The sequence below is a fragment of the Methanofastidiosum sp. genome (assembly GCA_013178285.1).
Classification (GTDB): domain Archaea; phylum Methanobacteriota_B; class Thermococci; order Methanofastidiosales; family Methanofastidiosaceae; genus Methanofastidiosum.
In genome coordinates this window covers 70,319-90,693 of record JABLXD010000002.1, presented here as the reverse complement: position 1 = coordinate 90,693, position 20,375 = coordinate 70,319, and the positions used below count along the sequence as shown (strand labels likewise).

Sequence of the window (20,375 nt, the reverse complement as noted above, 5' to 3'; positions counted from 1 at the left end):
GCTCTAATTTTTAGAATTTATATCGCCAATTAACGATGGACGAAACATTTATAAACTATAAATAAACCTTTTACTCAAATTCCTGAAGGTGTAAAAATGAGCAAAGCTATGAGACCATTTTGGGGTATTGTCTATTTTATAGGATTGGTATATTATATCATTGTTTCAGCAAGAGACGTTTTTATTCAATGTGTTAATGGTAAAATTGATCCTGTCGTAATGGAAATCGATACAGTTCTTAAGAGGCCTGTATCTATGACGATTCTTGCCAATAGTATAACCCTTACCCCTGGAACTCTAACGATTGATATCTTTCCAGAAAAGCAGAAATTGCTTGTAGCTGTTATTTCCCCAAGAAGCCAAAAGGATGTTATTCCTTTTGAGGGGTGGATAAAAAAGATGGTGGAGGATTAAATGAACAAAAATAATATTTTATTGGTACTGATTTTAGCCATAATTTTAGTTGTCGGCCATTATCTTCAACTTAAAGATTACTATGTTTATGTTATGCTTATAGGGCTAGGCGTTGCTATTCTTTCAGGCCTTAGAGTTACGACTTTCAGAGGAGTATGTAATTCACTTGCAGGTGCAAGTGCTGCTGAAATTGGTGTAGCTACGGGTTTTATGATCGTAGGCAAAATGTATGAAATTCCTTACTTTTCTGATATCGCAATTTATTTACTTCTACTTGGCCCAGTAGGAACATTGATCATCTCAAGATTTTTCAGAGGAGGGATTGCAGAATGAACGTATATTCTTATATGGAACTAATACTCCCTTATTTCTATTTAATTGCAGGAATGGGATTAATAGGTGTCGCTTTAGGTCTTTTTAGATTTGGACAGAGAAAAAACATAGTATATGCAAGACTTCATATTTTAGGCGTTATGGATGTTGTTTGCATTCTTGTTATTATCTTCCTTGGCAACCCTGTGGCAATTTTAGCCGCATTGGCGCACTTTTTCCTAATGCCATTTGCAGTTCATTCAATCTCTTGGGCAGATTTAACGGAGGCAGAGGATTATGTTTGATTATATATTATTATTTGCAGTAGCTTTGTCAGCCTTAATGGCAATAATCCAGGAAAATCTTTACAAGAGCATTATTATTCTAGCTTTTGAAAGTTTTTCTTTAGCGGCAATATTCCATTTCTTACTTGCCACAGACGTAGCTGCAGTACAAGCAATTTTAGGTGCTGCTTTACTGCCGGGTCTTTTCATTGTAGCTTTGTACAAAACGACACAAGGGAGGGATGAATAAATGGAACCATTTCAAGTAGGTTCATTCCTTACAGCAGGAATACTGGTTGTAACGGGTTTATGGGCACTTTTAATGATGGATAATATCCTAAAAAAGATAATTGGTGCAAATCTAATCGGTGATGGGGTCAATCTAGTTTTAATTAGTATTGGTTACAGGCCGGGTGGATTTATTCCTGAAGTTATGCACCATTTCCACGCCACAGCCACACCATCAAACTATTCACATTTGTTGGAGTTTGGAGAATTTGCTAGCAATGCTTCATACTCACTCCCCTTTGCATTAGTTCTAACAAATATTGTTATCGGTGCATCTACACTTTCAGTAATGTTGGCACTTGCAGTCGTTTTATATCATAAATACCACACGTTAAGTGTTCAAAAAATGTTTGAGGGGGACGAATAAATGTTAAACAATAGTACTTTGATCCCATTAATGGTAGTACTTCCACTTATAATGGCTATAGTTGTAAACTTTCTTCATCAAAAAGATAAATCAGTAAAGTTTATTTCCATAGTATCTTTGGTAGTATTTGTCTTTGTACCCATAGTTACTTTGTATGGTGTGCATTTATTTAGTGGTCACCTTAGGACGGGTAGTTTCCCTGAAATATCAAAGTTGTTAATACCTGAAGTTTACATGGGAATCGTGTATTCTTATGGAACGGTGCAGAAAATATTAATGCTAGTTTTGACAGTTCTTACAGGATTTAGCGTTCTAATGGTTATCAATAAAAAGATGGTTTCAGGAGTATATATAGCCATGATTTTCATTAGTTTGGCTTCAACTAGTGCTATAGTATTGGCTGATGATATATTCAACTTCTTCGTTTTCACTGAAGTTTTAGTAGTTGCACAAGTAGCTCTTGTAATTGCAGTTCAAGAAACAAAAAGTTTCAAAGCAGGATTCAAATACATGATTTTCGGAACAATTTCAGGAGCCTCAATATTATTGGGTATAGCTCTTCTGTTAGGTTCATACGGACTTCTTAATATAACAGACTTATCAAACGCCATTAAAGCGGGCGGAGCATTAAATCCAATTGGACTCTCTGCAGCAGCGCTATTGACTTTAGGATGGCTATATGAATCAGGTCTTTTCCCATTTCACATAATAAAATCCAATATGTATGAAAATGCAAAACCTGAAATATCTGCATTACTGCAAGTTCAATCTAAGATAGTACTTGTAGCTATGGCCATAATTCTCTTCAGAGTTTTCTCTGGATTTGCCCTCCTAAAATCTGTAATGTTGGGATTTGCCATATTTACAGTCGTAATAGGATCTGTTATGGCATTGCAGCAAGTTGAACTCAGAAAGCTCCTATCATTTGTAGCAGTATCTCAGGCAGGGCTTGTTGGAATAGGTTTAGGCCTTGGAACTACATTTGGTATCGCAGCAGGTATTTTCCATGCAGTAAATGATGTTTTAAGCATGGCAATTCTATTCTTTGTTGCAAGTTTTGTCTATGATAAATTCAAAACAACAAAATTAGATGAACTTGGAGAAGGACTACAAGTAGTTCCTTTAGTTGGATTTGTGATGTTATTAGCAACTCTAGCTATATCTGGAGTTCCACCATTTAATTCATATCAAAGCGAATGGAGATTAATCCAAGCTGCAACTCAAGCAGGAGCACCTGAACTTGCTATACTAATCATATTATTGAGTTTAGCAACATTTGTAGCAATAATTAAGGCATTCTACATGATTTTCATGAAACCAGGGTCAAAAGTCGAATTTGATCCTGAGGTAAGAGGAAATATGTTCAAAGCCATTATAGTAGTACTAATACTAGCGTGCCTTGCAATAGGATTGTTCCCACATATGATCTATGATCCTATATACAATTTTGTTGTTTCCTTGGGGGTGTGATAATTGTTAGATAAAGTATACGAAATATTCCATGAGAAGATGAAAGATAAAGGACAAGGGATGGGCATTGGAAGTGCCCTTACATCAGAATTCCTAATGTTATCATTTCTCCTAATAGGGGCAATAATGATTTTGAGAACAGCAAATTCAACTATATTGGGATTCGGCGCTGTAATACTTTTGGCCGGAATTTTATTCACAGTACCAACAGTTTTCAAAGTAGAGAAAGAAAATACTGATTCCATTAATCTGTCTTCTTTCTATGTGGCCCTAACTCTTGCAGTTCTATTTATAGTATTCTTGGGAGGGATTTAAGTGAAAACAACTGATTACCAACAAGGAAGAAACATAATTGCCGGAGTATCTCTAATTATAGCTTCATTTGTTATATTGAGAACTCTTTACCAGTTCAGTGATTATGTAATACCTGGAATGAGTCACCTTTACAATTTGTATAGCGGTAATATTGCACCTAATGTTATTACAGTCATCCTCTTTGATTTTAGAGGATACGATACATTGGGAGAAACTTTTATTCTTATAACTGCAGTTATAACAACAACTGTGGTATTTGGATGGGGTTCACTAAAAGGATTTAAGAAAAAAGAAACTCCAGAAATGACAGATAAATCTACAGTAATACAGAGATTAATGGCATTTCCATTGGCTTTACTTCTAGTGGCATTTGGAGTAACAATCGTCCTTGGTGGTCACATTACCCCGGGAGGAGGATTCCCCGGGGGGTCAGTTATAGCTACTGGATATTTCTTAACTGTTGTAATTTATGGACTTAAGAAAACTCCACTAAGATTTACCCATAGATATCTTGTGAATCTATCCACTATTGGGGCATTGATATTCTTGCTTACAGGAGTCGTTGGACTTGTAGTAACCACATACTATCATGGGTCTGGATTCTATCTGTACAATACTGGTGTTGATCCATACGATATAATCCACGTTGGTGCATTTGGATGGGATAATTTCCTTGATTACCCCGATCCAACACACCCTGGAGTTCTGCCTTACCTTAATATCGGTGTAGGATTAAATGTTCTGGCAGGTCTTTCGCTAATAGCGATGTTCTTAATGGAGGCGAGAAGGGATGAGTAGCGAAGTCGCAGCCCTTGGATTGGCAAATCAATGGGGTCCAATATTATTTGGCCTTATTTATGGGATTATTATTGGATACAAAATCAACTCTGAAGAAATAAACAGGGCAAAATATCCGGTAATATTAATAGCTGCAATATTAATTGCAATGGCATTGGGCACATACCCAGACTATCAATGGACTTTATTTGGTCATGTAATCAGATTCTCTGAAGCATTCTTTTCAACAGTGATTGGAATGTTCATCTCAATGGCCATAAGGAGGCAGTAAGATGTACATTACTAATGATAAATGTAATCTAAGCAGAGCATGCGTTGAATCGTGCCCTACAAAGAGTATTAGAATAATTAATGATAAGGCTTTCAGCTGTGTCACATGTGGAAAATGTATGGAAGTATGTCCTGTTGACGCCATATTCAAGAATAGATATGGCGGGTACATTGTAGACAAGGAAAAATGTATTGGATGTGCCATATGTGAAAAGAACTGCCCTGTAAGCGTAATAAAGATGGTTAAGTACAAGGATAAAAAAGTTCCTGAAGGTATATGTGCAATGTGCAATGTTTGTAGGGATATATGCCCAACAGGTGCTAGAGTCAATGTAGAAGGAAAGCTTAGGTTTAATCTTGAATCAATGTCAATTGAAGAGGTGAAAAGATAATGCCAAAGCATAAAGAAAGAGACGGAGGCCCAATTCAGACAAAAGATAAAGCCAAGCTATTAAGCATTGCCATAGACGAAACGAGATGCGACAAGGGTGGAAGATGTACTTACTACTGTCCTGCAAACGCAATAAAATACGAAGCAACTCCGGGAGTTTGTACACATTGTGACGTATGTATGGATGTATGTCCAGTAGGCGCAATAAAAAATTCATTCATAGATTACGGAAAATGTGTTTCTTGTTATACTTGCGTTAGAGAATGTATTAATAATGCAATTGTTATAGAAAATCACAGGCCCAAGATAAATAAAGGGGATTCCAAAAGGAAATTATATTATTGTAATCAATGTGGGTTATGTGTCGACGCATGTCCAACTGATGCTTTAAAATGGGAAGGCGGAAGAATTAGATTTGACACTGTAACTTGCATTAATTGTAATCTATGCGTCAAGGCGTGTCCGACAAAAATCAAGAAAAATGAAAGAGAAAAGATGTTCACTGGCCACTGTATTGTTTGCGGTATATGTACCACAGTTTGTAAAAAAGACGCAATTAAATTAAATTACAGAGAATGGCAGGGAGAGCACGAAGGATGCATTCAATGTGGAATCTGTAAAGAAGTATGTCCAACAAAATGCATTGATGTTGATTTGAACGGATTTAGGGTAAATCTCGAAAAGTGTGTAATGTGTGAAACTTGTGGCGCTTACTGTCCTGTCCAATGTCTCCCAAGAAAAACAAGAGATCATAAAGAAATCAAAGGCGGAACTCTTACTTACAATGATGATTTATGTATCATGTGTGAGCAATGTGTTAAGATTTGTCCAAAAGACGCAATCTCTGTTAAGTCAAAAAAGCTTGTCTTTGATATGAACAAATGTATTAGATGTGGAGCTTGTGATAATATTTGTCCAGCTTATGCGATAAATGTACAGACAGATTTTGAAGACAGAACTATTAACGGGAGGTCTAAATAATGAAAAGTATTTTTTTAATATTTCTAAAAGGTATATATGTTAACACACTCAGAATACTTTTTGCATCTGATAGAGTAACAAGTAAAGATATCCGAAATTCAATACTTCAAGGTAAGGTGAAATATCCTCAAGCCGTTAATGATGAATCATGTATCGGATGTGGAGGCTGCGCCAATATATGTCCTGTAGAAGCTATAGAAATGGTGCCCTTAGATAAACCAATTCAAATAGTGAAAGGATATACAAAAACTCAAACTCCAAAATATGACCCCCTAAAATGTCTTTACTGTTTTTGGTGTCACGATAATTGTCCTATTTATGCATTCTATGGAAAACCTGGAGCAATTCATCCAAGGGAAGTTGGAGAATTTAAAGCCGATCCTTCTAAGCTCTTAAAAGAGCCAATAAAACTTAACGAAGATCAGTTAAAGGAAATAATTGATATAATGGCTAAGGATGCCTCAAAATATTTTGAAGAGGTGTAAAAATGTTTAAGAAAATATCAAGAAAAAATGCAATTCACGTCATGCTTTTTTACACTGGCGGGTGCAACGGCTGTGACATTGAAGTTGCTAATGCTGCATGGTCACCCAGATACGATCTTGAGCAGTACAAGGTTATTCTAACCTGGAATCCAAGAGAAGCAGATGTTCTTGCCGTCACAGGGCCTGTTTTAAGAAGAACAATAGAACCTTTAAAGAAAATTTATGAGGCTATCCCTGAACCAAAAATAGTTGCCGCTGTAGGCTCATGTGGAGTGAGATGCGGTATATTCAAAGATTTTGGCGGGGAACTTGGAGATAGCGATGAAGTAGTTTGTAGGGTAGATGAAGTAATACCCGTTGATGCTTACATACCCGGATGCCCAGCAAGACCTGAAGATATTATTGCAGGTATTGCAGCTGGTATACCTTTATTGTTGGAGAGGTGATAAGAGTGGGGGAAAAAGATAGAAAAGAAAAGGCAGAAGTTGAAGTTCCAGTAGGGCTTTTACACCCTGCAATGCTTGAACCATACAGGGCAAGATTCTTTGTTGAAGACGAAGTCATTGTTGATTGTGAACTTACTCTTGACCCTTACCATAAAGGTATTGAAAGAATCATGGAAGGAATGCCTGTTCATAAAGGCCTTATTATAACAGAAAGAATTTGTGGAATATGTTCACATATACATCTTTGGAACGGTACAAGGGCCGTTGAAAGAGGTCTTAAAATTAAAGTTCCCGAAAGAGCCGATTATATAAGGGTAATCATGGCAGAACTTGAAAGACTTCATAGCCACTTGATTTATTTAGCGCACGCAATGGAAGTATTGGGCCATGAAACAATGTGTATGAGGGCATTTACCTTAAGGGAAGATGTAATGGATCTTTTATACATAATTTCTGGTAACAGAGTTCATTATGCAGTCCCTATAATTGGAGGCGTAAGGCCAAGGTGTGACATCGATGAATATAGAATGTCCGAACTAAAGAAAAAATTGGATGTATTAGATGTAAAAATAGGAGATTATGCAAATAGAGTCATCAATGATTCAATGATAATGTCAAGGGTAAAAGGAAGCGGAATTTTAACTAAAGAAGAAGCTATAAAATACGCAACTCCTGGACCAACCGGAAGAGCAAGCGGTATAGATGTAGATCTTAGAAAAAAAATGAAAGAGTACAAGAGCTTTGATTTTAATGTTATTGTACTAGACGATGGAGATAACAAAGATAGAGTAGTTGCAAGAGCTCTTGAATCAATTGAAGCAGTTAAAATTATTAAACAAGCACTTGAAACTTTACCTTCTGGGCCAGTATCAAACAGAAACTTTGAGCTCAAAGAAATGAAATTTTCTACTTCATATATTGAAGCCCCCAGAGGGGAAATCTATGATTCACTCGCACTAGATGAAACAGGTAGGATAAGAAATTATCAAAATAGAACACCAACTCTAACTGCTTTAGCATCTATGGAGATTGCATGCATAGGAGATCAATTAACAGATGGCATGTTAACAATGGCAAGTTGTGATCCATGTCTTGCATGCACTAACAGGGCTATCGTAGTTGAAAATGGAAAAGAGAAGATTATCACTGAAGAGGATGTTAAGAGCTTGATTAGGAGGGGACTATGATGATTGAATTTATACTTGCTACAATACTAATTCCTTTAGCAGCATTAATCACTGGATTCTTTATTCCTGGGCTTGAGAGAAAAGTTCAAGCTAGGATACAGCAGAGGATAGGTCCACCAATACTGACCCCAGGATTTTGGGCAGTTTTAAAATTCATATATAAAGAAAAAATTAAGCCAAATTCGCCAATGCCAAGACTATTCCACAGTTTACCCATAATAGGAATATTTGTAATGTTCTTCGCTGTTCTATTCACAACATCTGAATGGAGCACTGTAAATTCACTAGGGACAGTTGTTGCAGTAGTTGGTTTACTCAAAGTAATTGAGTTCTTGTTCATGGCAATTGGTAGCTTTTCAAGATCAATTTTATCTGTTTCAATGCCTTACGCAGATCAGATAAAAGGAGCCGTTATGAAAGGGGACTACAGAAGATTCTTTGAGCAACAGAGTGTCTTAAGGGCATTTAAGATGATCACTGTAGGTTCATTTCCATTATATCTTGCAATGTTCGTACCTGTTGTTTTAGTCAAATCAATTAATTTCTCAGATATTATACAGTTCCAAGGATTTGATACTTCATTTATCTATCCTGGTGGGTTAATTGATTTAATGTACTTGGAAAAAATATTAAGTCTAAAGCCAATTCTATTTACATTCCCCGGCATGTTGGCAGGATTTGTTTATTTCATTGGTTATATAATGGTATTGAATGAGTACCCATTCAGCATTGAAAAAGCCAAATCAGACGTTATTGAAGGTCCATCGCTAGAGTATGCCGCTTGGGCCAGAGGTGGCTACTACGTAATGAGAGAATCAATTCTATTTGTTCTATCAAGCGTTTTCATAACATTGTTTATTGGACTTCCTCCAACTCTAAACTTACCACTGCTCTTGGTACACTGCTTACTTTGCTTGATAATGCCAATATTATTCTCAATAGTATCCGCATTTTCACCAATATTTACATTTAAACAAGTTTATCCTGTTGCGATGGGTTTCACAGCTCTAGGATTCCTTGCAATGGTAGTATCTTTATTGACGGTGATATAAAATGGCAAAATTTATACTATTCCCTAAGGACGTCCAGAATATGGGCGGGTACATTGTAGAAAATGTTGCAAAACTTGGTTACAGAGATATAATCGTTGGAAATCCAACAGACGAACCTATTAAAGTTGATATTCCAGTCTACAATGAAGACGTAGTAAAAAGTTACGAAGCACTTGGGATTATTGTTTACAGAATGAAACCTGAAGAATCTTTAATCTCTGCCCTTGACAAGGTAAAAGCCCTTGTAAAGACTGATACTCTAAAAGACATGAACTACGATGTTCCAAAAAAGAAAAAAACAACAAAAAAATAATTTTTTATTTCTATTCTATACTTCTTAAATTAGTGTTTAGTCTTTCAATCTTATTTTTAATTCTGCCAATTAATTGATTCCCTATATCCACTAACATCATTATATACTCTTCACTTGGATATGCCTTAAAATCTTTCACCACAGGGACATCCATTTTTTCTGTAGACCTTATTTCAACAATTATTTTATCTGCCATAGAAAAGATCGAAGAATATTTGAATCCCGAATCTTTAGATACACTAATCAATTTCTTTGCAGAGTCAATATCTCTGCAAACTACATGGATTATTGGAGAGTTTACAATCAAGAAAAGAATATTTTTCCCACTGTATTCGTTAATTATTCTCCAAATATCTTTATAATCTACCTTTTCATGACTCTTAAAAATAAAATTTGATTCTTTTTTACCGCCCATTTCTTCAAGTTCAATAAGAATCATTCTACCTGCACAGCTTGAAGTAGTGTAATAATTATCTTTTGAATTTAAAATATTTAAAGTATCGATTATCCTTAAATCTACTTCTCCTTCTTCAATTACTTTTTTTAAATCTTCAAGGTATCTAGATTTATCTTTCATTTTATCTGTACATTATTCTATCTACGCTTTTTTTCAATTTTTCTGTTACAACTATGGCTATTATTCCACCCACTACAAACTGTAAGATATTAAACGGAACCTCTATAAGTGCTACTGGAGGAGGTATCAAAAATATCATAATTTCAACTATATAATATCCAATAACCATTATTCCGCCACCAGCGAATATTCCTATGAGTTTATTGACTTTGCTTTGAGATCCAGAAGATATCTTACCTACTACAAATCCTTCAATACCTTTTATTATAAATGTGAAAGGAGCAAAGGCAGCATAAGGCGATGTAACATCAGCAAGAGCAGGGCCAATAGCACCAACTAGACCTCCAACAAAGGGCCCAAAGAAAATGGCTGCGATATATATTATTGCTTCGCCAAAGTTGAGATAACCCCCTGTTTGAAGTATCGGTATTTGAATAAATCTTGTTGCAACAAATGCAAGTGCCGAGAATACTGCAACTATTCCTATATTTTTAGGATCTTTTATTTTTGCCATGACTCTCACATCCAATAAGATAATCAAGTAATGCTTCTAGCATACCTGAAATTGTATGATTTTCAGCTTCGATTGTGGGGGCTATTCCATTTTTTAATAGTCCATTACTAGTTTCAGGCCCTATCGAAACAATTATATCTGCTTTTAGCCCCATCTTTATAAAAGCATCAGCATTTGAAGAACTTGATACAAAAGCAATGTCAAAATTCTTCTTGTCAGGGATATCATTTCTGGTTCTTACTTTGTAAACATCAACTCTTGTAACTTCGTGGAACTCTTTTAGCCTATCCTCTAAATATCCTGGGGCTTCCTCTGATCTCAAAGTTAAAATCTTTTTTTTGTCTTTGAATTCGGATATCATGAACTTTGCAAGTTCTTTCGAGTTGTATTTTTCGGGCCTTCTCGGATATATCCCCTTTTCAATAAGTTTCCCCTCTGTTTTTGGCCCTATGGTATAGTATTCTTTATCCTTTGGCAAATCAATATTTTCAAGTCTATCAACGCCGGTCGCACTTGTAAGAACTATAACATCATAATCGGATAAATTTGGAACTTTAAAATCAATATTAATTATGTCGATTAGTGAATATGCGTATACCTCTGCACCCATCTTTTTCATAATTTCTAGTTCTTCTCCAGTTTCTCTAGAGACAAAAATTTCTTTTCCTTTAATTAATGATAATTTTTTTTCAAAGAAATCAAGTTTATCCCTAAACTTAACGTTTTTTCCGACAAATATAACTGAAGGCGGTTCAGCGGGAGTTTTTCCAAGAGTACTTAAATCACAGATTGTTGTTTCTTGTAACAAAGTTGTTCCATTTTTAATTATTGCAACAGGTGTTTTTGGATCAAATCCGGATTTAATTAGATTAGTTGCTATTGCTTCTCTATTTTTTATACCCATCACAATTATTAGAGTATCCGGAAGTTTATCCCAGTTTATACTAAATGACTTGTTTTCAGCTTCATGGCCCGTTAGAAATGCAAAGGCTGAATTGGATTCTCTATATGAAAGAGGAATGCCGGAATACATCGGACATGAAACAGTTGATGAAATCCCCGGAATAACTTCAAAAGAAACACCTCTTTCGTAGAGATACATTGCTTCTTCTGCACCTCTACCAAAAATGTAAGGGTCTCCCCCTTTAAGTCTAACAACAACATTGTAGTCTTTCCCGTAATCATAAAGTTCTTTATTTATATCCTCTTGGAATTGGCTGGACCCTTCTGACTTTTTTCCAACATATACCTTAATACATTCCTTTTTTGAATAGGAAAGTAAATCTTTACTCACAAGTTTATCATAAAGTATTACATCAGCCTTCTTTATCAATTCAAGGGCTTTAACTGTGATTAACTTTGGATCGCCAGGACCTGCCCCTACTATATATACTACCAAAAGATCACTCTCTAATATTGACTTTCTTAGCAAGCTCCTTAGCTATATTTATATAGTCTTCCTTTTTGCCTTTATTTTCTCCCCTTACTGATTTTGTTCCTTCAAAATTACCTACAAAAGCTTTGATTTCTATTTCTTGATCATTAATAAAAGAAAGGGCACCAACAGGAAGATTACATCCACCACCTACATCAATCATGAATTGTCTCTCGCACATTGTTTCAATCCTTGTTTTTTCATCATTGATACTTTTCAATATTTCTTTTATTTTAGAATCTTCTTTTCTACATACAATAGCCAAAGCGCCCTGCCCTGGAGCTGGAATTATAATATCAGCGCTTATTCTAGAAAAAAAGTAATCTTCAATTTTATTTATTTCGCCATATAATCTTCTAAAACCTGCTTCTGCGACTATTATTGCATCATACTGGCCTTCTTTCAATTTCCTAATCCTTGTATCTAAATTTCCCCTGATATCTTTGAGATTTAAATCAGGGCGAACTCTAAATATTTCGGACTTTCTCCTCAAAGAAGAAGTTCCTAATGAGGCTTCTTCTGGAAGATCTTCTATAGATTCTTCAAGGCTAATTATAGCGTCATATGGTGGCCGTCTTTTAGTTATTGCACATATTTCAAGTTCAGGTAGAATCTCAGTTGGATAATCCTTCAATGAATGAATAGCAAAATCAATCTGATTGTTTATAAGGGCGTCATCTATTTCTTTTATAAATAGACCCTTGCCACCAATCTTGTGCAAGGGAAGATCAAGAACCTGATCGCCCTTAGTTTTTATAATCTTTTTCTCAACTTCTATCCCAGTTTTATTACATAAATCCTCAATAGCTTCATCAGTTTGAGTCAAAGCTAACTTAGATCCTCTTGTACCGCAAATAAGTTTCATTTTATCCTCATCTTTTAATTGCCTTTAGCGCAGAATCCATACTTTCTAATGTTTTATCAATTACCTCTCCATGGTCTATAGATAAGAAGTTACATTCAAATTGAGAAGGCGGTAAAAATACCCCTCTTTTTAATAGTTCTGTGTGGAACTTCTTAAACATATCAGTATCTGATTTCTTTGCATCTTCATAATTTTTAACTTCCTCAACACCAAAATATAAACAGAACATTCCCGGAGCTCCGTATAACGCAGTTTTCATTTTTGCAGTCATATCTGAAAGTCCGTCCATTAGCTTGTTTGTCATTTCAGTTATTTTTGTATAAGTATCCTTTCTTTCTAAGATGTCCAATGTCTTAAGTCCTGCAGTTATAGAAACTGGATTTCCATTAAACGTGCCTGCATTATATACATGACCCTCTGGGGATACTTCTTTCATTATCTTCTTTTTTCCACCAAAAACTGCAAGTGGGAATCCCCCGCCTATTATTTTTCCCATAGTAATAATGTCGCCATTTACTTTGAAGTATTCTTGAGCTCCACCTAAACTTAATCTAAACCCGGTGATAACTTCATCCATAATCAACAATGTTCCGTTCTGCTTTGCAATTCGTTTTACTTCTTTTAGATAACCTTTCTCTGGTATAATGCAGCCAGCATTTGCTATTATTGGCTCTATAATTATCCCTGCAACATCTCCTTTCTCAATAACGGTGGACAGTGCTTCAATGTTATTAAATTGTACGGAAACAGTATTTTTTACTGAATTTTCTGGTATACCTTTTGATCCTGGGATTGCATTAGTCATTACGCCAGAACCAGCTTTTACTAATACTACGTCATGGGCCCCGTGAAATCCCCCATCAAATTTTACCATCTTCTCTCTTTCAGTTATACCTCTCGCAAGCCTTATTGCACTCATTGTGGCTTCAGTACCGGTACTAACACACCTTATCTTTTCCACATTTGGCACGATTTGACTCAATCTTTTTGCAAAGATAATCTCATTTTCAGTAGGGGTTCCATATGCAGTTCCTTTTTCAAGTTGATGTTTTACGGCATCAATTATTTCTGGATTTTTATGTCCCAACATCATTGGCCCATAGCACAAACAATAATCTATGTAACTTTTGCCTTCGGCGTCTAATAGCATTGCCCCCTTTGCCCTTTCAGTAAAGAACGGATATGGCTTCATTGCTCTAACTGGGCTATTAACTCCACCACACAGATATTTTTTAGATTCTTCAAATAGATCTTTGTTGTTTCTCATGATTATTCTTTTAAATAGAAACTTATAACCATTTCGAATCCTCTTCGATTCTTTTTAGTAGAAGAATTGCATCATCTTTCTTTATATCAACTCTATTTTTCTTAATAAATTCAGAAAAACTAGAAAGGGATTTGCACATTAATTTTTCTGAATTTTCAATTATTTTGTTCCATCGCCTTTCTGGGAAATACAAACTTTTTGCAGATTTGAAAATTATTTCTGATTCTTCTTTAGTAATAATATTCTCATCAAGAGCCTTTTTTATTGTTTCTCTAATATTTACAAGGGGCTCAGATATTGGATTATATTCCTCGCTATCAAAGGACAATGCAACTTCATCATCAGAGTTAAAGATTCCTTCCCGGTAGTTTTGATAGATTTTTCCAATGCCAATCATGCCATATCTATCTAACTCTGAAGCTCTTAATGCGCCCATGCTTGAAGATCCGTATATTTTCACATTTGATTTAAGAATATCCATTAGCTCTCTTGGTGACACAGCACTCTCCCTAAAGAAAACTCCATCTATTATTCCAATTACCTCAAAACCTTCTGAAACAGCTTTAGGAATATCCCCTCTTCTAATAGGGGGGGCATAGACAACTTTTTTTCTATTATCTGAAGATAAGATTTTTTTAGCCTCTTCTAGAGGAAGGCTTGGGCCCAAATAGATAATAATTTTTATCAACTTCTCTCATCCGCCCTCTTGAGCCTATTCTTGAATTGTCAATTCCATACTGTTCAAGCTGTGGAATAAGAACTCTTACTACAGGTACTCCGAGTTCACTTCTTGTAAGGTCAACAACTATTGCCCTTTTTACTCCATTTTTAGTTAAAACATCTATCAATGTATTAATATCCTCTAAGATATCATCTGAAGCTTTAAGTAAAAACTCTGAAGTTTTTGTCTCAATTCCAAATTTGTTTAAGTAATACCAGTTTAATCTTCTAATGCGGTCATACCCTATCCTTCTTTTCATTTCAGCTTTTTGGGTATCTTCTCTTGTCCCATGAATTTGAGTTAATCTCGATTGAGCAGCTTCAGTTATAGCACGGTATAATGCTACTTTTGGATCTATATGGGTTCCCATTCCCATTACCATAAGTGTTGGGTCCTTTAATTTCAAATCATCAATTGCAGCCAGAATTGTAGGAACTTTAATATCTGAAGTAATATCTTTAAATACAATTTCTATTTCGTTTTCTTTAAATCTATTAAGGAAATCTTCAAGCAATGGATCATTTATCTCAATTATAAGATCCTTTGGAAAAGTTCTTTTCATTTCAACAAGAGACCATGCATCCCTTTCAATAACTTCGCACAATCCATGGAATATGGCCTCTTCTAAGGTATTTCCAGAAGCCAATCCATTGGTATTTGTCCTAAAAAGAGGGTAGTCTCTTTTTAAAGGGTAAGGGTGAAATACAGAATTTGCAGGTACATATATTTCCTCTTTTCTTATAAGGTCATATCCTTTTACCCATCCAATCTTGATATAATCATTATACATTTCTTGGGCGGGCAGGGATAGTTCATATGGGGATAAATAATTTACTTTTCCCTTTAATTCAGATTCTGAAGAATCTAAGATCATCTCTTCATCAACTTCAGAAGAATATCTTTCGATACCTTCCATGATTGCAGATACCTCTGCTTCAGTTTTTGATACGCCCTTTCCATTATAAACTGAAACAGAACCCAAAGATGCATCTGGTCTAACTGCTGAAAAAACGGGAATCCCAAGCCTATCTAGGTCTGTTATGTCGGCAACTCTTGTAATGCCACATATCTCAAGTTTTTCTTTGACAATCTTCAAAGTGTCTTCCGGAGGAATAGCTCTGTGAGTATCTTTCATGTATTGTTTCTTACAGCTTTTTAGTTCCATTTTATCTCCTATATATCAAACTGTCCATAAATGTATCAATCATATGATCAAATGGTATTACATCACACCATCCTGACTTTTCAAAAATACCCATGAAACAAACACCAATAATCTTTTTATTATTGTTTCCTATTTTTTCCAAAAATTTTTCAACTGACTGGATTTCAGGGCCGCCTTTCATAGCAAGACCTCCCATTATTACTACTAAGTCAGGATTGAAGGGGTCTCCACCATTAACAAAATCACAATCAACATTAGACAAAATCACTTTGTATGGTTCATCTAGATTAATTGCAGGTACATATAAGATTTCTTTATTCATTGATCTAATAACATACGTTAAAAGTTCGACAAAAGGTGTACATGTAAACTTATTTCCGGTAAAAACAATTTTTTTGATTTCTTTTTCTTTATCAATATCTTCTACTATCTGTTTAAAAGTTCTTAAAAAACCTGTTATGCCTTTGGAGTCTACCTCAATTTTTTCCAAAATAATCAACCTCTTCTTCAAAATAATTGAAAAGTATTTCTTCTATCTTCTTTTTTAGTTCGTCTATATTTGCACCATCTTGAGCAGATATTTTTATTCCATCTATCCCTTCTTTAAATCCCCACTCTTTTAAGTCTGCTTTATTTAATACTTTTATAAAAGGAATGCCTATAAAACTATCAGATATTTCATTGTACAAATTCAATTGTTGTTCCATACTGTAACCACAGGATTCTGTAGGGTCAAATACAAATACTATTAATTTTGCAAGATACTTTAATGCAGATATGGCCTGTAATTCGATTGGATTTCTAAAACTTAGTTCTCTATCTAATAAACCAGGAGTATCTACAACCTGTATCTTTCTTTTATTATAATTAAAAGAGGAAACATTTATCCCTTTTGTTGTAAATGGATATGAGTTAATTTCAGGTTCAGAGTTTGTAAGGGCTTTAAGTAGTGAAGATTTACCAACATTTGGAAATCCTGCAATAACAACTGTGTATAAATCAGGATTAATAGAAGGAAGATTTTTTAACCGGTCTCTAGCATTATTTAGAAATTTAAGATTTTTTTCTATCTGCTTTAAGATTGATATGTATCTGCCATAACACTCTTTTCGTAGATATGATGCATCTTGAGATGACTTCGACCTTCTAATATTTTTTATATACTCTATTTTTATTGAATTAATTGTATTAACTGCGAATGAAACGGCGCCTAGATTGTGCCTTAATTTATCGATACCAACAATAATGTCTATTAACTCTCTTGTGAAAGGAGGTAATCTATCAAAAGAAGGGTATCTATCTACAACTTTATAGAGAGACTCTGCTAAATTCTCACCAGCAATGGTCACCCTAATTGATTCTTTTTCTTTGACCATCTCATTAATATTTTTTTTACTAGAGAGGGCTTTTTTCTTAGCATTTTTAAATGCTTTATCAACTATCTCATCTATTTCTATACGAGGTACTTCTTTGAACATGTGAAAATCCTTTGAAATTATGGGTCTTTAGTCTCCTTAATAGAATCTAATGTGTATACCTTTAAAAACCTCTTCTTAAGTTCACTTGAACTATATGGTAATCTTTTGTCAAGTCTCATTATTTTTGTATTAAGGCCACTTTTATTAATACGTTCCTCAATCCATGATGAGTATTGATCCGGCCCTAGAAAAATTATGTCTGGCTTCTCGGATAAGACTGGCGCAAAAAAATCTTTTTGATCTCCAAGTATTACTTTTTCAACCATCTTAAGATTTTCAAGAATTAGTTTGCGTTCATTTTCATTAAATATCGGTGCTCGACCTTTGAATTTTTTTATAGTTTCATCTCTGGCTACTACAACAGTAACTTTTCCTAATTTTGACCCTTCGTTTAAAAAATAGATATGGCCCGGGTGAATGACATCAAAATTGCCTGCTATAAGAACCTTCAAAGGAACACCTTTATTTAATTAAAAAGGTTATTTTATAAATATTGTGGAAAAGGTTTCTTTAATGCTTATTGCTGTTAGGAACAAAAAGAAAAAAGACGAAGTTGAGATTTTAGAGTATCTTAATGGAAAAATTATTTCAAAATATATTCTCATCCTTGTCCAGGATGGAGAGAGATTTGTTCCTAAAAAATTTAGAAAAATTGAGAATGAAAAAGAAACAATACTAATGCCTAAAGAATCGCTTAAACTTCTAAGAAGCGACACACTATTTATCTCAAAAGATCATTTTCCAGAAGAGATACTGAACTTATTTACTAATATGATAAATTCATATGGCGCAAAATATGATTTTATTTCTATATGTAGGTTCTGTCTAATTGAAAATAGAATAAATACAAAAGGAACCCCTTACACATATCGCTCTGAACCAATATGTGAATTGTGTGCAAAATCTGAAATTACAAAAGATTTGAACTATAAAGGAATAAAAGATACAAAACTTGCCGAGAAACTACTCAAAAGATATTCTGATGTTGACAGAGTCCTGATGGTTTTTGATCCTAAGTTTGATCCAACAAAAGATTCTTCAATTACAATGTATGACAAAATTGATGCTTCCCCTCTTGACATTAAAATTATCAATATATCTGATCTCGACATGCCTATTGAAGTTAAAGACAGATTTGTCTCAAGAGGTATTAATGAACTTACTCCAGTTCAGTCCATAGCCATAGCAAATGGACTTTTTAAGGGATGTAATTTTCTCGTAATGAGTGAGACTGCTTCAGGAAAAACTTTGATAGGGGAGCTATCATTTTTTTCAAGATACAAAAAGGGCGATAAATTACTTTATCTGTCGCCTCTAGTTTCACTTTCTTTACAGAAATACGAAGATTTTAAAGATAATTATCCAAATAATAATGTTTCTTTAAGGGTGGGATTATCAAGAATAGCTGAGAATCCTAAAGATATCAATAGGTCACTAGATTCAGACATAATAGTTGGAACATACGAAGGTATTGATCAAATACTTAGGTCTGGTCTTACAATTAATGGAGTTTCAACAGTTGTAATAGATGAAATTCATATGCTTCAAGATAAAGAAAGAGGGCCCCTATTAGACAGTCTAATCTCTAGACTTTACAAGTTGTATCCAAAAGCACAGTTTATAGGGCTGTCCGCGACTGTCGGAAATCCAAAAGATCTTTCTGAAACACTTAAAATGGAGCTAGTGAGTTATGATAAAAGGCCCGTTCCCCTAGAGAGGCATGTTATTTTTTGTTCAGGCCACGGCGGAAAACTTCATATTATCTCTAGGATAATAAGGAAAGAGAATTCTGAAGTTTCTTCTAAAGGCCATAAGGGACAAGTAATTGTTTTTTCAAATTCACGAAAAAATTGCCATTCCTTAGCTGAACACTTTAAGACTAGAGGGATAAACGCAGCTGCTTATCATTCTGGCCTCCCCTTTAAGGAGAGAAGAGAAATAGAAACAAAATTTTGGAAAGGAAAGCTAGATACTGTAGTCACTACCGCCGCACTTGCGGCAGGTGTTGATTTCCCAGCGTCTGCAGTAGTATTTGAAACTCTTTCAATGGGCATAGAACCACTTAAAATATTTGAATTTCAGCAGATGATTGGAAGGGCAGGAAGACCATCTTTTCACGATAAAGGTAAGGCTTACCTTTTGATAGATCCACAAGAGAAATATGGCGAAGTTTCAGAAGAAGAGCATTGTTTCTACCTCTTAGATAACAAATCTGAAAAGGTCGATATCCAATATGACAATGATATTTCTTTGGAGAGAACACTTTCTATTATCTCTACATTTTCAAATTTGTCTATTAGCGAAATAAAAAGAAATTTTGAAATGGGATTTGCCCCATCTTTCGATAATTTGTTTATTGATAGTTTAAAGAAAGAAGGACTAATAGAAATAAAAGCGGATAAAGTTAATATTACTAAATTTGGCAGAATTGTTTCATCAAACTTTCTCAAAATATCTCATGCACTATTCATAAAAAAGTTTAATAAAGACGATGTAAGGGAAATTATTTTTGAAACTTTACCTTTCCCAAACACATATCTAACTAGTAAACTCCAAGCCGTTCTAAAAATTGATTCCTCTTCTCTTTTTTCTGGGACGACTTTAGAGAAAATCTATTTCCAAAACAGAAAGGAAGCACTGTCTAAACATGGCGAAGAAGTTTTGATTAATCTTCTAACTGAATTCTTTTCCTGTGGATGCAAAGATGCCCCATATTGTAAATGTCCAAAAATTGAAATTGGAAAAAGATTATTGGATTTAAGAAAAGCAAAATTATCGCCACATAGGATTAGTGAAGAATTTAGAAAAGAATACGGATTAAAAATATTTTCCGCTGATTTAATCAATTGGCTAGATTCTGCAATAAGGACTCTTGAAACAACAGAAAAAATATTTACTCTTTATGGTAAGGAAAAACAAAGAAAAGCTACAATAAAAGAGATATTAAATATTGTTGGAAGATGATAAATTATTTATGTTT

The 20,375-nt window shown here is 34.6% G+C and carries 27 protein-coding genes; 17 read left to right on the top strand and 10 right to left on the bottom strand.

The genetic code is table 11. From position 1 onward, the window contains the following. The first annotated feature begins 108 nt into the window (after positions 1–108). The 16 genes from HPY60_02035 (at position 109) to ehbP (ending at position 9,373) form a co-directional block, all read left to right on the top strand. The gene (locus tag HPY60_02035; GenBank protein NPV49960.1) at positions 109–414 is read left to right on the top strand and encodes a cation:proton antiporter; all 306 of its coding nucleotides are present in this window, start codon (positions 109–111) and stop codon (positions 412–414) included. Further along, positions 415–747, top strand: coding sequence for a hypothetical protein (locus tag HPY60_02030; GenBank protein NPV49959.1), 333 nt, complete (start codon positions 415–417; stop codon positions 745–747). It abuts the gene before it with no gap. After that, a complete protein-coding gene (locus tag HPY60_02025; GenBank protein NPV49958.1) occupies positions 744–1,031 on the top strand; it encodes a cation:proton antiporter in 288 nt (95 codons plus the stop codon). Before HPY60_02030 ends, HPY60_02025 begins: the two co-directional genes overlap by 4 nt. Continuing rightward, positions 1,024–1,260, top strand: a complete 237-nt coding sequence (locus HPY60_02020) for a DUF4040 domain-containing protein (GenBank protein NPV49957.1) — start codon at positions 1,024–1,026, stop codon at positions 1,258–1,260. Before HPY60_02025 ends, HPY60_02020 begins: the two co-directional genes overlap by 8 nt. Continuing rightward, positions 1,261–1,665, top strand: coding sequence for a cation:proton antiporter subunit C (locus tag HPY60_02015; protein NPV49956.1), 405 nt, complete (start codon positions 1,261–1,263; stop codon positions 1,663–1,665). Beyond that, positions 1,666–3,135: an energy conserving hydrogenase EhbF gene (locus tag HPY60_02010; GenBank protein NPV49955.1), complete on the top strand. Its 1,470-nt coding sequence runs from the start codon at positions 1,666–1,668 to the stop codon at positions 3,133–3,135. Between the two features lie 3 nt (positions 3,136–3,138). Continuing rightward, entirely contained in the window at positions 3,139–3,450 is a 312-nt protein-coding gene (locus tag HPY60_02005) for a hypothetical protein (protein NPV49954.1), read from the top strand. Beyond that, positions 3,451–4,248 carry a cation:proton antiporter gene (locus tag HPY60_02000; protein ID NPV49953.1) on the top strand — a complete coding sequence of 266 codons (798 nt, stop codon included), beginning with the start codon at positions 3,451–3,453 and terminating at the stop codon, positions 4,246–4,248. Beyond that, complete coding sequence (locus tag HPY60_01995) at positions 4,241–4,519, top strand: hypothetical protein (GenBank protein ID NPV49952.1); 279 nt, start codon at positions 4,241–4,243, stop codon at positions 4,517–4,519. The genes HPY60_02000 and HPY60_01995 overlap by 8 nt, the downstream gene beginning before the upstream one ends. A gap of 1 nt (position 4,520) precedes the next feature. Continuing rightward, a complete protein-coding gene (locus tag HPY60_01990; GenBank protein ID NPV49951.1) occupies positions 4,521–4,910 on the top strand; it encodes a 4Fe-4S binding protein in 390 nt (129 codons plus the stop codon). Next, entirely contained in the window at positions 4,910–5,890 is a 981-nt protein-coding gene (locus HPY60_01985) for a 4Fe-4S binding protein (GenBank protein ID NPV49950.1), read from the top strand. The genes HPY60_01990 and HPY60_01985 overlap by 1 nt, the downstream gene beginning before the upstream one ends. Continuing rightward, positions 5,890–6,375, top strand: coding sequence for a 4Fe-4S dicluster domain-containing protein (locus tag HPY60_01980; GenBank protein NPV49949.1), 486 nt, complete (start codon positions 5,890–5,892; stop codon positions 6,373–6,375). The genes HPY60_01985 and HPY60_01980 overlap by 1 nt, the downstream gene beginning before the upstream one ends. A 2-nt stretch (positions 6,376–6,377) precedes the next feature. After that, complete coding sequence (locus HPY60_01975; protein ID NPV49948.1) at positions 6,378–6,821, top strand: hypothetical protein; 444 nt, start codon at positions 6,378–6,380, stop codon at positions 6,819–6,821. Between the two features lie 71 nt (positions 6,822–6,892). Next, positions 6,893–8,008, top strand: a complete 1,116-nt coding sequence (locus HPY60_01970; protein NPV49947.1) for a hypothetical protein — start codon at positions 6,893–6,895, stop codon at positions 8,006–8,008. Beyond that, positions 8,005–9,060: an NADH-quinone oxidoreductase subunit M gene (locus tag HPY60_01965; GenBank protein ID NPV49946.1), complete on the top strand. Its 1,056-nt coding sequence runs from the start codon at positions 8,005–8,007 to the stop codon at positions 9,058–9,060. Before HPY60_01970 ends, HPY60_01965 begins: the two co-directional genes overlap by 4 nt. Position 9,061: 1 nt before the next feature. Continuing rightward, positions 9,062–9,373: an energy-converting hydrogenase B subunit EhbP gene (gene ehbP, locus HPY60_01960; protein ID NPV49945.1), complete on the top strand. Its 312-nt coding sequence runs from the start codon at positions 9,062–9,064 to the stop codon at positions 9,371–9,373. Between the two features lie 10 nt (positions 9,374–9,383). Here ehbP and HPY60_01955 read toward each other — a convergent pair whose 3' ends face one another. The 10 genes from HPY60_01955 to HPY60_01910 are packed head-to-tail and all read right to left on the bottom strand — an operon-like array spanning position 9,384 to position 17,847. After that, complete coding sequence (locus tag HPY60_01955; protein ID NPV49944.1) at positions 9,384–9,950, bottom strand: hypothetical protein; 567 nt, start codon at positions 9,948–9,950, stop codon at positions 9,384–9,386. Position 9,951: 1 nt separating this feature from the next. Then, complete coding sequence (locus HPY60_01950) at positions 9,952–10,464, bottom strand: ECF transporter S component (protein ID NPV49943.1); 513 nt, start codon at positions 10,462–10,464, stop codon at positions 9,952–9,954. Further along, on the bottom strand, positions 10,442–11,863 hold the full coding sequence (gene cobA / locus HPY60_01945) for a uroporphyrinogen-III C-methyltransferase (protein NPV49942.1): 1,422 nt from the start codon (positions 11,861–11,863) through the stop codon (positions 10,442–10,444). The genes HPY60_01950 and cobA overlap by 23 nt, the downstream gene beginning before the upstream one ends. A gap of 4 nt (positions 11,864–11,867) precedes the next feature. Continuing rightward, positions 11,868–12,764 (bottom strand): hydroxymethylbilane synthase, encoded by an 897-nt coding sequence (gene hemC, locus HPY60_01940; GenBank protein NPV49941.1) that lies wholly within the window; start codon positions 12,762–12,764, stop codon positions 11,868–11,870. 7 nt (positions 12,765–12,771) lie between these two features. Beyond that, a complete protein-coding gene (gene hemL, locus HPY60_01935) occupies positions 12,772–14,031 on the bottom strand; it encodes a glutamate-1-semialdehyde 2,1-aminomutase (GenBank protein ID NPV49940.1) in 1,260 nt (419 codons plus the stop codon). A gap of 22 nt (positions 14,032–14,053) precedes the next feature. Next, on the bottom strand, positions 14,054–14,719 hold the full coding sequence (locus HPY60_01930) for a TfuA-related McrA-glycine thioamidation protein (GenBank protein NPV49939.1): 666 nt from the start codon (positions 14,717–14,719) through the stop codon (positions 14,054–14,056). Further along, complete coding sequence (locus tag HPY60_01925) at positions 14,667–15,917, bottom strand: YcaO-related McrA-glycine thioamidation protein (protein NPV49938.1); 1,251 nt, start codon at positions 15,915–15,917, stop codon at positions 14,667–14,669. The genes HPY60_01930 and HPY60_01925 overlap by 53 nt, the downstream gene beginning before the upstream one ends. Before the next feature lies 1 nt (position 15,918). Further along, entirely contained in the window at positions 15,919–16,407 is a 489-nt protein-coding gene (locus HPY60_01920) for a DUF2124 family protein (GenBank protein NPV49937.1), read from the bottom strand. Beyond that, complete coding sequence (locus HPY60_01915; protein NPV49936.1) at positions 16,394–17,395, bottom strand: GTP-binding protein; 1,002 nt, start codon at positions 17,393–17,395, stop codon at positions 16,394–16,396. The genes HPY60_01920 and HPY60_01915 overlap by 14 nt, the downstream gene beginning before the upstream one ends. A gap of 17 nt (positions 17,396–17,412) precedes the next feature. After that, positions 17,413–17,847 (bottom strand): adenylyltransferase/cytidyltransferase family protein, encoded by a 435-nt coding sequence (locus HPY60_01910; GenBank protein ID NPV49935.1) that lies wholly within the window; start codon positions 17,845–17,847, stop codon positions 17,413–17,415. A 43-nt stretch (positions 17,848–17,890) separates the two neighbouring features. On the opposite strand from HPY60_01910, the gene HPY60_01905 reads away from it, so the two are divergent. Beyond that, on the top strand, positions 17,891–20,359 hold the full coding sequence (locus tag HPY60_01905) for a DEAD/DEAH box helicase (protein NPV49934.1): 2,469 nt from the start codon (positions 17,891–17,893) through the stop codon (positions 20,357–20,359). The last annotated feature ends 16 nt before the right edge of the window (positions 20,360–20,375 follow it).

Coding starts and splice junctions, on each gene's coding strand:
- HPY60_02035 (NPV49960.1), top strand. CDS start 109: ATGAGACCATTTTGGGGTATTGTCTATTTTATAGGATTGGTATATTAT.
- HPY60_02030 (NPV49959.1), top strand. CDS start 415: ATGAACAAAAATAATATTTTATTGGTACTGATTTTAGCCATAATTTTA.
- HPY60_02025 (NPV49958.1), top strand. CDS start 744: ATGAACGTATATTCTTATATGGAACTAATACTCCCTTATTTCTATTTA.
- HPY60_02020 (NPV49957.1), top strand. CDS start 1,024: ATGTTTGATTATATATTATTATTTGCAGTAGCTTTGTCAGCCTTAATG.
- HPY60_02015 (NPV49956.1), top strand. CDS start 1,261: ATGGAACCATTTCAAGTAGGTTCATTCCTTACAGCAGGAATACTGGTT.
- HPY60_02010 (NPV49955.1), top strand. CDS start 1,666: ATGTTAAACAATAGTACTTTGATCCCATTAATGGTAGTACTTCCACTT.
- HPY60_01995 (NPV49952.1), top strand. CDS start 4,241: ATGAGTAGCGAAGTCGCAGCCCTTGGATTGGCAAATCAATGGGGTCCA.
- HPY60_01990 (NPV49951.1), top strand. CDS start 4,521: ATGTACATTACTAATGATAAATGTAATCTAAGCAGAGCATGCGTTGAA.
- HPY60_01985 (NPV49950.1), top strand. CDS start 4,910: ATGCCAAAGCATAAAGAAAGAGACGGAGGCCCAATTCAGACAAAAGAT.
- HPY60_01980 (NPV49949.1), top strand. CDS start 5,890: ATGAAAAGTATTTTTTTAATATTTCTAAAAGGTATATATGTTAACACA.
- HPY60_01975 (NPV49948.1), top strand. CDS start 6,378: ATGTTTAAGAAAATATCAAGAAAAAATGCAATTCACGTCATGCTTTTT.
- HPY60_01970 (NPV49947.1), top strand. CDS start 6,893: ATGCTTGAACCATACAGGGCAAGATTCTTTGTTGAAGACGAAGTCATT.
- HPY60_01965 (NPV49946.1), top strand. CDS start 8,005: ATGATGATTGAATTTATACTTGCTACAATACTAATTCCTTTAGCAGCA.
- ehbP (NPV49945.1), top strand. CDS start 9,062: ATGGCAAAATTTATACTATTCCCTAAGGACGTCCAGAATATGGGCGGG.
- HPY60_01955 (NPV49944.1), bottom strand. CDS start 9,950: ATGAAAGATAAATCTAGATACCTTGAAGATTTAAAAAAAGTAATTGAA.
- HPY60_01950 (NPV49943.1), bottom strand. CDS start 10,464: ATGGCAAAAATAAAAGATCCTAAAAATATAGGAATAGTTGCAGTATTC.
- hemC (NPV49941.1), bottom strand. CDS start 12,764: ATGAAACTTATTTGCGGTACAAGAGGATCTAAGTTAGCTTTGACTCAA.
- hemL (NPV49940.1), bottom strand. CDS start 14,031: ATGAGAAACAACAAAGATCTATTTGAAGAATCTAAAAAATATCTGTGT.
- HPY60_01925 (NPV49938.1), bottom strand. CDS start 15,917: ATGGAACTAAAAAGCTGTAAGAAACAATACATGAAAGATACTCACAGA.
- HPY60_01915 (NPV49936.1), bottom strand. CDS start 17,395: ATGTTCAAAGAAGTACCTCGTATAGAAATAGATGAGATAGTTGATAAA.